We start from the raw sequence: 14,892 nt of genomic DNA, 5'->3' as shown, positions 1-14,892 counted from the left end.
GGGGTTTGAGTGTATACTGTACGATAGAAATTTTTAGCACCATATGCAAGTAGTAGAAATAGTTATACGTAATAACACATACAAAATATCTTGCGAAAGTGGGAAGAAGAGCCATTTATTACGCCTTGCTAATAGTTTTGACAAGCTAGTTGGTTCTGTATCTCAAAAAATTGGAGGTAAGGGGTCGGATGCATTAAATTTCTTACTTGCAGCACTAATTCTTGAGGATAAAATTTTAGAATTAACAAAGCGATTAGATGAAGTAAATCAAGAGCGCGAAAAGTATAGAAACGAGAAAAGAATAGAATATACTGAGGTACTAGATAAGGTAAATAAGATTATCACTAATCTTGAGTGCATAAAGGATTAGCTTCAATAAAGCAAGCAATTAAATTGACTATCTGACTATTCAAGCCAGGAGGGAGGTTTGTCTTACGAGTTATGTAACAATATAATTCGTAATCATCAAGATCAACTATTTTTTCGTATTCGATTAGTTCGCTTAAGGAAAATTTATCAAGATATTTCAATGCGAAATGCCCTAAAAGTATATCGGTTTCTTTGCAACCCCTATGCCAGCTTCTATATATTAATTTTCTTCTGAGTAGTGAGGTATCTGTCATTACAATTAAACTTTTTTTAATTTAAAAGTTAAACTAAATACTTGTCAAGCGAGGCGCATTTTAATATACTTAACATTTTGTTAAGATCTAAATATACAGGTGGAATTAATTTCTAATCTTATCCATCAATTTAGCGATGGAATATATTATTTTTTATCATTTTCTTTAATAATTTCTGTCATAGTATTCGTGCATGAATATGGGCATTATGTTGTTGCCAAAGCATGCAAAGTTAAAGTTGAATCTTTTTCCATAGGTTTTGGTCCTGAAATTTTTGGTTTTAACGATAAGTCTGGAACTAGATGGAAATTAAGCGCTGTTCCATTGGGTGGTTATGTTAAAATGCTAGGAGATACTAATGCAGCGAGTGTCCCAGCTGATCAACAAGAATTAACGGAAGAAGAAAAATTGTATTCATTTCATACAAAACCGCGTCATAAAAAAGCAGCAGTAGTTTTTGCAGGGCCTTTTGCAAACATGGTATTTGCTGTTATAGCTTTTACAATATTTTTTAGCATAGCAGGTTATTATCGCACTCCACCGGTGATTGAAAATGTAATCGAAGGTAGTGCAGCTAAGCAAGCTGGTTTGTTGCCAGGTGACACTATTACACAAATCAATGAGCATAAAATAAAATACTTTGAAGATATTTCACGTGTGATAATGTCGAATCCTAAAACAAGAATGGAGATTGAGTATAGCAGAAATAATGAGAAGCACAGGACCAGTTTAACTCCATTAATAATCAAGGACAAAGACGTTTTTGGCAACACAATAGAAAGAGAAACTATAGGGATTATTTCAGTCAATACATTAAAGCAGTCGTCTTTTCTTGGGGCTGTGAGCTTATCAGTAAGTGAAACTTACCACACTATGTGCTTAACGATCAAAGCTCTCTTTCACATTATTGTTGGTAAAAGGAGTATCAATGAAATAGGTGGACCAATAAAAATCGCAAAATATTCAGGACAATCAGCTAAAAAGGGATTTATTATGGTTCTATATTTTATGGCAATCATTTCAGCTAATTTAGCTGCAATTAACTTGCTGCCAATACCACTGCTAGATGGTGGGCATTTATTTCATTATATCATAGAAGCGGTTATACGTAGGGATTTAAGCTTGAAATGTCAAAAATATGCAGCTATTTTTGGTGCTTTAGTGTTGTTTTTGCTTATGGCAACTGGAATGTCAAATGATATTAGGGATCTTTTTTGAAATAAAATATGAAAAAGCTATTTTATATACTGGTAGTGGTTTTTATTTCTTTTCCTGCCCTGCTTGTTGCTTTAGGAACTGCGGAAAAAGTGCAGGTGAAAGATGTCAAATGTATTGGTAATGAGAGGGTAAGCAACCAGACAATAGGGTTCTATATAAAACTAAAATCTGGTGATTATATAAACGACGATGATATAGACTCAATTATAAAAGATCTATATAAAACAAAGTTATTTGCTAGTGTTAATGCTTACATAGATGATAAAAAAAATTTAGTAATAAAAATTCAAGAAAATCCACTGATTAACAAGGTAGTGTTAAAAGGCAATAAGTTATTTAACAGCAAAGAGCTGCTAAGTAATGTGATTCAATCAAAGTCGCTAACTATTTTAACTGAAACAAAATTGCAAAACGATTTAGTGAATTTAGTCACTACTTATAGAAATAACGGTAAGATTGGTGTTAAAATTGAATATGACCTGAATAAGCTTGATGGCAATAGGGTCAATCTAATTTTTAAAATAAAAGAAGGCAAAACCTCTAAAATTAAGGATATAAGATTTATAGGCAATAAAAACTTTTCTGAAAATGAGCTAGAGCAAGTTATCAAAAGACATAGTAATGACATATTTAGTAAGTTATTTAGAGCTATTTTTAAAGGCGGAAATCATTATTCACCGCAATATCTATTGATTAACACAGAATTGCTCGATCATTTTTATTCATCTAAAGGATATATTCAAAATAATATTCAACCAATTGTTGAGGTTGATAATAACAATCAAACAGAGTTAACTTTTTTGATTGACGAAGGACAGCAGTATTTATTTGGAAATAATGAGGTTAATATTGAAACTGAAATTCAGGATTTGAGCCTAAAAGAAGAAATATTGGATTTTATAACAGAGGAAAACGATAAGATATTTAATAGAGTTAAAATTAATAATACAGTAGAAAAAATAAACAAATATTTAAATGAGAAAGGATATATATTTGCAAAAGTTAATCCAGAGTATGCACAACGTGACAATGTTGTAGATGTAACCTACAGAGTGCTGCCGGGTAAAAAGATTTATATAAATCAAATTACAATTGATGGTAACGATCGCACTTTAGATAAAGTGATCAGAAGTAAGCTAAGTGTAGCAGAAGGTGATGCGTACAATATATCTGAGATTCAAAAGTCACGTAAAAAACTAATGAGTAGTGATTTTTTTGAAACAGTGAAAGTAAATAGTTATGCAGTTAATGATAATGCAGTAAATCTTGACTTAAGTGTTAAAGAAAAAAACACTACTTCGTTGTATTTGGGAGGAGGTGTGTCTCTTCCTGGTGGAGCATTGATTAAAATTGACCTCAAAGACCGTAATTTATTTGGTACTGGAAAAGAGCTCTCTTTTGCTCTTGAAAAAAGTCAATACGTATTTTCTACTGATTTAGAGTTTGTTGAAAATAATTTTAACGATTCTGATACGTCACTAGGCATGGGTGTATTTTATGAAAAACAAGATAAACCAAACACTACTTTTGATAGTTGCAATATGGGATTTTTTACAAAGTTATCATATAAAGTCACAGAGAACTTAACTAATTCCCTTCGCTATTCTTATAAGTATAATCATATACACATGGATAATAAGGGTGGACAAGACACCGATATCTCTGAAATAATACTGGACCGAAAAGGTAAACATCAGATTTCATCAGTGGGATACACGTTGGCATATAATAAACTGGATAATCTATATGCTCCAAAAGAAGGGTATTTACTGCGCTTAAGTCAGGATATTTCAGGATTGGGAGGAAACGTGAATTTCCTAAAATCTGAATTCTTATCTTTTTATACGCACCCTATATTAAGCAAAATTGACGATGATATAACGCTACGCTTTAAGATGGCGGCAGGTCATATTTTTTCTTATACTGATGAAAATCTAAACATTGGCCAGCACTTTTTTAAAGGGGGTAATGAGATTAGAGGGTTTGACCTTTCCGGTATTGGACCAAGAGCAGAAGACAAAAATAAAAGCTCATTAGGAGGCAAAACTTATTTTAATCTAACACAGCAAGTGGATTTTCCTCTACCAAAACTATATGACTATGCTGGTATCAAAGGCTCACTATTTGTTGACTATGGAACACTTTTTGGCTTAGATGATAAAAATAAGAAGTATGAAGGGAAATACTACGATAGCAAGCTTGTGAGAGTGTCACCAGGTTTTGGCTTTTCAATGCTTTCTCCTTTTGGTAGACTTAGATTGGATTTCGGGTTTCCTTTAGTAAAGGAATCTTATGATATAATACCATCACCAAATGTTAAATTTTCTATTGAAGCGGGGATTTGAATGAAATATATACAGTTATTTATATCAGTTATTGCCTTAATTATTTCCTTATTTGTGGGGTATAAGTTTGTAGGATATCAACCTCAGAACACAAAAGCTGCAATTATCGATAGTGACAAAGTCATCAATGAATCTCTTGCTCTGCAAAATATACAACAACAAATAAAGGAGCAGAATTCTAGATTACAACAAGAATTTGAAAGTGAGTTAGAAAAACTTAAGCCATCAAAAGAAGAATTTGAACTTTTGTCAGAAGAAGCAAAAAAAGAAAAGACAGAACAGTTTAATAAGCACACTGTAAATACTAGAGATAATTACGCTAAAAAAATGTTACATTTAGAAGAAAGCTATAGAGACGCAGTAGAGAGTGTTTTTAACAAGATAAAAGAAGTCGCTAAAAAAACGGCAGAAAAAAACAACATAGATTTGGTACTATTTATTTCAAAAAAGAACCAAGTTTTATACTCCATGGATGAAGTTGATTTATCAGATGTGGTATTAAACAATATAAACAAGAAAATACCTGAATTTGCTTTGAAAGGCATTGAGTAGGCTTATGCAATTTAATATCAGTGATATTATAAAAATATTACCACATTCTTATCCGTTTCTCTTAGTAGATAGAGTTATAGAGTGTGATCCTGGTAAAAGTATAAAAGCAATCAAAAATGTGACTTTCAATGAGCCATTTTTTATTGGCCACTTCCCTGGTCATCCAATAATGCCAGGAGTCTTGATAATTGAATCTCTAGCTCAGGCATCTGCTATATGTGTTCTAGGTAAAGAAACAATAGAAAATAAAGTTGTTTACTTGAGATCCATTGAAAATGCAAAATTCAGAAAGCTAGTTACTCCAGGGGACACATTGATTCTTCAAGCTAACATTCAAAGTGTGTGTTTAGGTGTACACAAATTTAGGTGTATTGCATCTGTTAGCGAAGAAAAAGTTGCAGAAGCAACAATCTCAGCAGTACTGCAAAATAAATAAAATCTTCATCTGTAAGAAACAGCATGTACACTTTATAGTATAGCAATGAAGCTGAATTTCAAAATCTCATTTTCGAATCTATATACTCGCAATGGATTAATAAAATTAGATGAGACATTTTTGAATTATATTAAATCATGTGATGAAAGCTTGTTTTGTTCATTAATTGAAGCAAGAGAAAATCGCATTGGCGATAGCCAGTTGATTATAGACCTTTCGTACTTACTTGATGAATTTATTGCAAAACTTTTCAATGTTGAAAAAGAAATAGAGGAGCTAAAGAAAAAGCACAACGACTTTGCTGTAATATATAAGTGCAAAAGATTATTTGTCCAACGCTATGCATTGAAGAAATACACTAATGTGGCGAATATAGATATTACTAACAAACTAAGTCATTTTCTCACTTTGCCAACAACAGAAAAAAATTTTGCTGAGCAGGTGATGCATTGGTTTGAAGATAAAGAAAATCACAAAGAGGAAATAGAACTTGCGGCACAATATGCAGTGTGGAGAGTAAAAAATAAACAGAGTATACTCTTTAGTATCCATAGGAAAATTGACCATGAAAATCTCATACCATTTTCTAAAAAAGAAGTGGACAAAGTTGAAGTGCTGTATTCAAATGAAGTAAAAAGACGATACGGTTTTGATCTAACAAGCAAAAAGGTGAGTTTGAATAAAGCACTAGATAATGCTCACTACTGCATATTTTGTCATAAGCAAAGTAAGGACAGCTGCTCAAAGGGGCTAATTAATAACGACAATACTTTTAAACAATCTCCACTAAAAGTTGAACTGCACGGCTGCCCACTAGAGCAGAAAATATCAGAAATGAATCTGGTGAAAAGCGAAGGGTACAGCATAGCAAGTCTTGCAATTGTGATGATAGATAACCCATTATGTGCAGCCACTGGGCACAGAATATGCAATGACTGCATGAATTCGTGCATATATCAAAAACAAGAACCCGTAAATGTGCCAGCAATTGAAACAAGGATTCTGGATGATGTGCTCAGTTTACCGTACGGATTTGAAATATATTCTCTGCTCAGCCGTTGGAATCCTTTAAATTTTCAGCGTTCATTGCCAAGAGAAAACACCGGAAAAAACATTCTAATTGTAGGCCTTGGTCCTGCTGGTTTTAATTTAGCTCATCATTTGTTGAACGATGGGCATAACGTTATCACCATTGATGGACTAAAGATTGAACCTTTGATCGATAATTTCCAGCTAATTAAAGATTTCAAACACGAAAAATTGAGTGAACGCACGGCAGGAGGGTTTGGTGGGGTAGCAGAATATGGTATTACTTCTCGGTGGGATAAGAATTACTTAAAGATTATTAGATTACTGCTGGAAAGACGTGAGCATTTCGCACTTTATGGAGGCATTCGTTTTGGTGGCACGATTAATGTTGATGACGCGTTCAACTCGGGTTTTGATCACATCGCCCTAGCACTTGGCTCTGGTAAGCCACGAATGATCAAAATAAAAAACATACTAGCTCGTGGAGTACGCATGGCATCTGATTTTCTGATGTCGTTACAACTGACTGGCGCTCTTAAATTTGATTCTATAGCAAATCTGCAAGTTCGTATGCCGATAGTTGTCATAGGGGCGGGGCTTACTGCGATTGACACTGCCACTGAAGCTTTAGCGTATTATCCAATTCAAGTAGAAAAATTTCTTCTTCGTTATGAGATATTAGTTGATAAGTATGGAAAGGACTGTGTTGAAAAAGATTGGACAGAAGAAGAGCACGAAATTGCGAATGAATTTATATCGCACGCAAAGTTGATCCAAGCAGAGCAAGAATTAGCAAAAAAAGAGAGTAGAGAAATAAAAATATTAGAGTTGATGCAGAGCCTCGGGGGAGTGAAAATTGTATATAGAAAAGAGCTAAAAGATTCACCGAGTTATCGATTAAATAGCGAAGAGGTGCAAAACGCATTATCAGAAGGGATTTACTTTATTGAAAACTTAGAGCCAGTTGAAGTTGTGACGGATAAATATAACCATGCTGAGTCAATAAAACTGATAGACACAAAATCCGGCGAAATCAAACGTATAAAAGCACGTTCTATTTTTATAGCAACAGGTACTGAGCCAAATACAGTTATTGCAACAGAAGATAAAAGGCATTTTAAATTAAGTAATGGGTATTTTACTCAATTGAATTCATTGGGAAAAGAAATAGACCCAATATTTTCTCCTAAAATGCAAAATAAAGACAGAATATTAGTATACAAGCAAGGCAATAAAACAATTAGCTTTTTTGGTGACCTTCATCCTTCGTATAGCGGCAGCGTCGTGAAAGCTATGGCAAGTGCTAAGAACGGCTACCCTATTATTTCCCAGCTTTTGAATAGAGTTAATAGCTTCGTTTCTGTCATTCCAGTGTGTGATGTTGTGGGCCAGAAAAAAAATGCGTGGTCAAGCATTGAAGATCTGGCTAACAAAGAATTCTTCAATAGAATCAAAGAGCAATTCGCTGCAAAAGTCATAAAAGTTCAATATTTAACAGATAAAGTGATAGAAATAGTGATTAAAGCACCACTTGCGGCAAAGAATTTTAAACCTGGACAATTTTTTAGGTTGCAAAATTTTGAAACCAATAGCAGAAAAACTAACCTTGCTATGGAAGGTATAGCTGTGACTGGCACTGAAGTAGACAAAAAAAAAGGAATTATTTCCACTATTGTGCTGGAAATCGGCGGCTCCACTAATTTATGCAGACACTTAAGAGAAGGCGAGCAAATAATTCTTATGGGCCCAACTGGCAGACCTACTGAGGTTTACTAAGTCTCAATATTAAAGTGATGCCAAATTTTATTTCAAAAAGTAAATAATTTACTAACGCTCGTGCACAAATTAAAAATAAATTATGCACGAGTGTAGCGTTATGAATTAGGAGTGCTATATTAAAGCTTACCTCACTATTAAAGCTATCGGTCAGATTAGATTAAAAACCTAATCTGACCGGTTTCTCTATAACCCTCTAAACTCTGATATAATTATATGATAATTAGTTTAATTAGTGGTTAATATGCAAATTGATTTTATTCATATATTGAGATAGCATAAACCATATTGGTTTTAATTATTGTGCAACTTTATAAATCGTCACTGTTACTTCTACTGACTGTATTAATAGTTATAGTCCTAAAATTACCTGAAAATTTGAGCATTGCAGTAAATTGGTCTCTCCCAATTCTAGATTTTGATTTATCTTTTCGTACCATACTAATATCTTTTTTATCAGTTGCATTTTTAGCTGTTCTACCAGCACAAAATTTGACTTTTTCAGAGATGCTATCTTTTGCTGCTTACACTATTAGTTCACTTTATGCAGTTTTATCTGAACATATGATATTGGTTATAATATTCTGTGAATTAATGACCATCAGTGCATTTTTTATTATCGCAGCTAGCTGTAGAGATAGTGGACCTGCAATAAGGTACGCTTGTGTACACTTTTTCGTTGGAGTTATATTAATAGCAGGATTGGCACTTCAAAGCACTAACCTGATAATTTTGGGTTTATTGATAAACTGCGCTTGTTTTCCTTTTTCATTTTGGGTTGTTGATGCATATCCTGCTGCATCGCTACATGGCACCACATATCTCTCTTTATTTACCACTAAAGTCTCTTTTTTAGTGATGCTTTTACACACTTATAACCTATGGCAAAATTGTGCTGAAATGTTAGCACTTGTAGGCACCATCACTGCAATTTACAGCATTATATTTGCTTCTCTCGAGCAAAATATTCGCAGATTTTTATGCTATAACGTTGTAGGACAAATGGGCTTGCTGATTATTGCAGGAGGTTTACTCAGCCCTTCGGAAAAAGCAATACCAATTTTGATACTGCATATAATCTTCTCTCTTGTTTATCAATCATTATTGTTTGTGGTCAGCAATTCGATTATTTCACGAACAAAAACAATTAGTTTTAATGGAGTAGGCAAACTGATGTCAGTGGAAGGCATGTGTGCTATAATCGCAATACTTACAATGGCTGCATTTCCTGGAACCGCTGGATTTATTAGCAAATCATACATTACAGCCGAGATTGAAGCAAGTGGTGCTAATTTAGAAGTGTATAAAAACTTATACAAGACTCTAAATTTGCTGCTTTATTTAAGCGTGGGGCTCAAGTTTCTTTATTATTTATTTATTGCGAAAAGTAAGTCAAAACCTTTAGCAGAGGGGGGAGGAAAAATGACTATGATTATTTTAGCATTTATATGCGTTATTGCTGGCAATCCTTACTTACCTATTTACAATAAGCCTTCAATTTTTAATCTTGCGTACAACACAAAAAATATTTGGTCGCAATTTAATTTATTACTATGTACCACTTTATTGTTTATTCCTTTACGCAAGTTATTTTACCCGAGAGTAAATTTTAAAATGGATGTTGATTGGATTTCTAGAGCTTTCATACCCTATATTATCTTGCTGTTCAATCAATTGGTCTTTAAAGTGAGAGAAATGTCTGCCAACGTACTGCAAAACTTGACTAATTCACTTACTAGTTTATACTTTGATAATATTACTAAACTTAAGGAAGTGCTGAGTTATAACTCAGTGAGTTTTGTTTCAGCTTCTTCTCTCTTTTTAATGAGTATTCTACTAATGCTATTATGTTTAAGTCGTTAACCGAAAGTTTAAATTCTGTATTTAGTAAACTAAGAGGAAAGTCGATCATTTCTGAAGATGATTTTAATCTTGCCATGCGTGAAATACGTATAGCTTTAATTGAAGCTGACGTTTCACTTGAAGTTGCGAAAAAATTCATCAATGACATTAAAGATAAAGTGATTGGGGAAAAAGTCATAAAAAGCGTTTCTCCAGCACAAATGATAATCAAAATTGTGCAGGATAATTTAGTTGCAGTTCTCGGATCAGAGAAAAGTGACTTAAATCTAGCAGTTAAACCCCCTGCTGTGATTATGATGGTGGGCTTACAAGGTGCAGGTAAAACAACCACCTCAGGAAAGCTTGCTTTAAAGCTAAAAAAGCAAAAGAAAAAAGTGATGCTTGCCTCTTTAGACATTTATAGGCCGGCTGCCCAGAAACAACTTGAGGTGCTGGGTAAACAAATAGACGTACAAACTTTATCTATAGTAATAAATGAGGAGCCTATTACAATTACAAAAAGGGCACTGGCAGCAGCAAAGAACGATAATTATGATGTATTAATACTAGACACTGCAGGCAGGCTTCATATTGACAATAATATGATGAATGAGTTGAAAGCCGTAAAGGAAATAGCTTCACCTGCAGAAGTTATTTTAGTAGCCGACGCAATGATAGGCCAGGATGCGGTCAACATTGCCAAATCATTCAATGAGGTAATAGGTGTAACCGGCATTATTCTTACCCGTGTTGATGGTGATGCACGTGGTGGTGCTGCTCTTTCTATGAAAATGATCGCCGATTGTCCAATTAAATTTATTGCTTGTGGTGAAAAATTAAGTGACCTCGATGATTTTTATCCAGATAGAATTGCAAAAAGAATACTTAGCATGGGTGATGTTGTCTCATTGGTTGAAAAAGCTGCTGAGATTGTTGGTCAGGAAGAAATTGATAAGTTACAAAAGAAAGTGAAAAAAGGTAAATTCGACCTAAACGACCTAGTGGGAATGTTAAAAACTCTGAGTAAAATGGATGGCATTAGCAACATAATGAAATTCATTCCTAGTTCATTTACAAAAAAGCTAAGTAGCAGTGTGCCAGATGACAATAAAGTGAAAAAATATATAGCCATCATAAACTCAATGACTGAAAAAGAAAGGCAAAATCCAGATATTTTAAATGGCAAAAGAAGACTTAGAATTTCTAAGGGGTCCGGAACAACTGTAACTGACATTAATCTTCTAATTAAGCAGTATAATCAAATGAGCTCTATGGTAAATAAGTTCAGTAAAGTTGACCATAGTAAACTCAAAGAATCTGATTTGATGGATATGCTAAGCAGAAAGTAAGTCAGCAGGTAGTGGAATGAGACAAATCATCAGTAAACCTTTAGCTATATCAAAAGCGGCTTAGGTCTCGCAAAAAAATTTACAGCTTCTTGCTAGCCAAGAAATTTATTATTAATTTTAAGAAATACTATAGCTGACCCAAGCAACACGTCATACCGCCGCGGTATCTCTAGATCCCGCTAACACGTAGCTGGATGACGAGGCTTACCTTATCGGATTGTTTCAACACGTCATACCGCGATTCATTCGCGGTATCTCTAGATCCCGCTAACAAGTAGCGGGATGACGAGCTTATCGTCACGCCGCCGCGAACCGTCATACCGCGATTCATTCGCGGTATCTCATCCGCTAACAAGAGATCCCGCTAACAAGCAGCGGGATGACGAGCTTATCGTCACGCCGCCACGAACCGTCATACCGCGATTCATTCGCGGTATCTCATCCGCTAACAAGCAGCGAGATACTATACCGCCGCGGTATCTCTAGATCCCGCTAACAAGCAGCGGGATGACGGTTGTCGTTTAGCTACAAACATTAAGAAATTTACCAAACGAAAAAAAAGGCAAAAGAAGCCCTAGTCATTGTCTATTTTCAGTATTGGCGTTTTTTAAGTCTTAAACACTGCAATTTAGCTGCTTTTAAATGCAACTCACCTTAGTTTAAATGTTTAAGAAATTTACTAGGCAGAAAAAAAAGGCAAAGAAAACCTAGGGTAGCTAGTATTCAAATTCTCCCTTGTCTATTTGACGTCTTTTACTGTCTTAAACGCTTTATAAGCGCGTTTTGGCTTGTATAGGTAAAAACCTAAAAGTTTTATAAAGACATGAGGTGCACATAGTGCAAAAAATTAAGCATGATTTACGCCAAATACAAAGTTCCCTTTGTCGTTTTAATCTGCAGATTGCGAAGATAAATAAATAGCTTCAGTTTCATGATAAGGGGGCTGGCGGAGTTTGTCAAGTAAGTTTTTTCGTTTCTATTGTAATGACAGTTATGGCCTGTGCAAGAAATCTATTGATTTACAGCAGGTTCTTTGTTACAGTCCACAGTTATGCAAAGAAACTTAAAGCCTCATGAGTTTATTTACAGCCAGTGGTTTACATAATTTGGAGCTGTATAGCTGAGTATTGTATATGATAATATTAATAACAAACGATGATGGTTTTGGAAGTGAAGGAATAAAATTACTCAAAGAGGTTGCACGGAATTTTGCGTCAGAAATATGGATAGTGGCACCAGATACTGATAGAAGCGGAGCTGCAAGATCTCTTGATTATCCAGTGAAACAATCTATTGGAATAAAACAACATAGTGAAAGGGAATTTAGTGTGTCTGGTACTCCTGCAGATTGTGTCATTATTGCGCTAAATAAAGTTATGAATAAAAAACCAGACTTAATATTGTCCGGAGTAAATATTGGATCAAATGTCGGGAACGATATTTGTTATTCAGGAACAATTGGTGCTGTAATGGAAGGTGCTGCAAGGTCTATACCTTCTATTGCGCTAAGCCAAGTTTATCATGATAAAATAGACTGGCACAATACAAAGGTTTTTGCACCAAAGGTTATTGCCAAGCTAGTTAAGGTTGGTTGGCCTAAAAACATAGTGATGAGTGTAAATTTTCCTGCTACGGAAAAAGTAAAAGGAGTAGAATTTGCTGAACAAGGTGAATATAACATTGATGGGGATTTAACTTTTACTGAAAATTCGAATGGCTCTTTTAGCTTAAATTGGTCTCGAGAGCACTCAGGCAGTGGTAGTATAAATAAAATAAAAGAAGGATTTATTACTATTACACCGGTAAAATTAGATTTTACAGATTATGATACATTGAATACTATGAAAAATTCTTGTGCAGACGAATTTTCTTCTATAGCTGACTGAGAAAAACATTTGCATTGCTCCTAATAGATATTTTCTATTGTGTTATCGCGAGCAATTATTTTTTCTTCACCTGTATCCATGTTTTTAATCTTTAAAGTTTTACTACTCAATTCTTCATCGCCAAAGATTAAAGCAGCTTTAGCATTTGCTTGATTTGCTTTTTTCATTCGGGTTTTGAGCGTTCCGCTATATTCATAGATTACATATAAACCATTTCTGCGCAATTCATTCGCAAGTGTTATGGCATATTCTTCAGCCTCTCTACCGATTGGAATTAGGTAAATAGATCGCTCTTCTTTCGGAGAATAATTGATTAACTCCATTATGCGCTCAATACCCCCTGCAAATCCTATTGCTGGAGTGTGTTTTCCACCTACTGAAGATACTAAATTATCGTATCTTCCACCGGCAAAAACTGCCCCTTGTGCACCTAAATCCTCTGTAACAAACTCAAACACTGTGTGGCAATAATAATCCAAACCTCGAACTAGTTTATTGTTTACGGTATAAGGTATATCAAGAATTATTAATCCATTTAGTATTTGTTCAAAGAAATCTGAGGACTCTTTCGTATAATAATTGCTGATTTTGGGCGCATCAGAAATTATTGATTTATCTTTCTCGTCCTTGGAATCCAGTATTCTGAGTGGGTTTTTGATCAACCTATTTTTGCTATCTTCTGATAGATCATTTTGATACTTTGTAAAGTATAAGATCAAAGCTTCTCTATACTTAGTTATTGTCTCACCATCACCTAAACAGTTGATTTCCAGCTTTACATTTTTATTGATGCCAAATTCAGTTAGTAAATGCTGAGCGAGTGATATCAATTCAATATCAGCTTTTGGATCTTCTATGCCAAAAACCTCAAAATTTATCTGATGAAATTGCCTTTGTCTTCCCTTTTGCGGTCTTTCGTAACGAAATGCAGGCCCTGTTGAAAATAATTTTATCGGCATTTGCAGTTTTTTTTCAATTAATAGCCTGACAATCGCTGCAGTGAACTCAGGACGTAAAGTTATGCTCTTTCCCCCTTTATCATTGAAGCTATACATCTCTTTAGTGATGATATCTGAGCTATCACCTAAAGTTTTTGTAAAAACCTCCGTGTACTCAAATATTGGAGTTTGGGCGGGCAAAAAGCCGTATAGACTTGAGATTCTATTTGCTGTTTGCTGAATGTATTTAAACTTATACCACTCATCAAATAGAAGGTCTTTCGTTCCTCTAACTGTTTGATTAGTCATAGTGTGGTCTCTATACCTGCAACCTCTGGTATGTGGTAGCTCAGCATATTCTGCACTCCTTGCTTTAAAGTAATTGCAGCACTTGGGCATCCAGAGCAAGCTCCTTGTAACTCAACATAAACTATTCCATCTTTATAGCCACGGAATTTGATATCACCACCATCTTGAGCAACTGCAGGTTTGATATAACTTTCCATCAATTCTTTTATTCTATTTACAATTTCTATATCATTTTCATCGAAAAATTCCTCGTCTGGATCATTCACTCCTTCTTTATCTAGTGCTTTTCCACCTGAAGTCAAGTGATCCATAATTGTAGTTAAAACTTCCACTTTTAATATATCCCAATTAATTCCATCCAATTTTGTTACTGAAATAAAATCATGACCAAAAAACACTCTTACCACATGTTCTATTTGAAAAAGATTTGCTGCTAACTTGGAGTTTTTTATTTCATCTGCGTTTGAAAAATCAGCCGTTTCTCCTTCGTTTAGAATTGCAAATCCAGGGAGAAATTTCAGTGTGTTTGGATTTGGTGTTTCTTCAATCTGGATGAACATGTTATTTACCATGACGATTATAATTGTTA

Annotated in this window: 12 protein-coding genes; 9 read left to right on the top strand and 3 right to left on the bottom strand. The window is 34.4% G+C overall.

Annotation, left to right across the window (positions count from 1 at the left end):
- The first annotated feature begins 43 nt into the window (after nt 1–43).
- On the top strand, nt 44–370 hold the full coding sequence (locus AAGD72_RS00285; RefSeq protein WP_151808012.1) for a cell division protein ZapA: 327 nt from the start codon (nt 44–46) through the stop codon (nt 368–370).
- Here AAGD72_RS00285 and AAGD72_RS00280 read toward each other — a convergent pair.
- Nucleotides 345–623 carry a succinate dehydrogenase assembly factor 2 gene (locus AAGD72_RS00280; RefSeq protein ID WP_006279484.1) on the bottom strand — a complete coding sequence of 93 codons (279 nt, stop codon included), beginning with the start codon at nt 621–623 and terminating at the stop codon, nt 345–347. The two genes, AAGD72_RS00285 and AAGD72_RS00280, sit on opposite strands and share 26 nt — an antisense overlap.
- Nucleotides 624–722: 99 nt before the next feature.
- Between AAGD72_RS00280 and rseP the strand changes: the two genes are divergently transcribed.
- From rseP to surE, 8 genes are all read left to right on the top strand, one after another.
- Nucleotides 723–1,841 carry an RIP metalloprotease RseP gene (rseP, locus tag AAGD72_RS00275; RefSeq protein ID WP_012673365.1) on the top strand — a complete coding sequence of 373 codons (1,119 nt, stop codon included), beginning with the start codon at nt 723–725 and terminating at the stop codon, nt 1,839–1,841.
- 8 nt (nt 1,842–1,849) lie between these two features.
- On the top strand, nt 1,850–4,186 hold the full coding sequence (gene bamA / locus AAGD72_RS00270; RefSeq protein ID WP_341814846.1) for an outer membrane protein assembly factor BamA: 2,337 nt from the start codon (nt 1,850–1,852) through the stop codon (nt 4,184–4,186).
- On the top strand, nt 4,187–4,738 hold the full coding sequence (locus tag AAGD72_RS00265; protein ID WP_077188197.1) for an OmpH family outer membrane protein: 552 nt from the start codon (nt 4,187–4,189) through the stop codon (nt 4,736–4,738). It abuts the gene before it with no gap.
- A 4-nt stretch (nt 4,739–4,742) separates the two neighbouring features.
- Nucleotides 4,743–5,174: a 3-hydroxyacyl-ACP dehydratase FabZ gene (fabZ, locus tag AAGD72_RS00260; RefSeq protein ID WP_065094742.1), complete on the top strand. Its 432-nt coding sequence runs from the start codon at nt 4,743–4,745 to the stop codon at nt 5,172–5,174.
- 45 nt (nt 5,175–5,219) lie between these two features.
- Nucleotides 5,220–7,979 carry an FAD-dependent oxidoreductase gene (locus AAGD72_RS00255; RefSeq protein WP_341814845.1) on the top strand — a complete coding sequence of 920 codons (2,760 nt, stop codon included), beginning with the start codon at nt 5,220–5,222 and terminating at the stop codon, nt 7,977–7,979.
- A gap of 303 nt (nt 7,980–8,282) precedes the next feature.
- On the top strand, nt 8,283–9,842 hold the full coding sequence (locus tag AAGD72_RS00250) for a proton-conducting transporter membrane subunit (protein WP_341814844.1): 1,560 nt from the start codon (nt 8,283–8,285) through the stop codon (nt 9,840–9,842).
- Nucleotides 9,827–11,170 carry a signal recognition particle protein gene (gene ffh, locus AAGD72_RS00245; RefSeq protein ID WP_264719024.1) on the top strand — a complete coding sequence of 448 codons (1,344 nt, stop codon included), beginning with the start codon at nt 9,827–9,829 and terminating at the stop codon, nt 11,168–11,170. The genes AAGD72_RS00250 and ffh overlap by 16 nt, the downstream gene beginning before the upstream one ends.
- A 1,133-nt stretch (nt 11,171–12,303) precedes the next feature.
- On the top strand, nt 12,304–13,056 hold the full coding sequence (surE, locus tag AAGD72_RS00240; protein ID WP_341814843.1) for a 5'/3'-nucleotidase SurE: 753 nt from the start codon (nt 12,304–12,306) through the stop codon (nt 13,054–13,056).
- 20 nt (nt 13,057–13,076) lie between these two features.
- Here the strand turns inward: surE and hisS are convergent, their stop codons facing one another.
- Nucleotides 13,077–14,303: a histidine--tRNA ligase gene (gene hisS / locus AAGD72_RS00235; protein ID WP_341814842.1), complete on the bottom strand. Its 1,227-nt coding sequence runs from the start codon at nt 14,301–14,303 to the stop codon at nt 13,077–13,079.
- A complete protein-coding gene (locus tag AAGD72_RS00230; protein ID WP_341815101.1) occupies nt 14,300–14,863 on the bottom strand; it encodes a NifU family protein in 564 nt (187 codons plus the stop codon). Before AAGD72_RS00230 ends, hisS begins: the two co-directional genes overlap by 4 nt.
- Between the last annotated feature and the right edge of the window lie 29 nt (nt 14,864–14,892).

This window comes from Wolbachia endosymbiont (group A) of Chalcis sispes, from assembly GCF_964026765.1.
Lineage (GTDB): Bacteria > Pseudomonadota > Alphaproteobacteria > Rickettsiales > Anaplasmataceae > Wolbachia > Wolbachia pipientis.
This window is presented reverse-complemented; position numbering and strand designations above follow the sequence as displayed.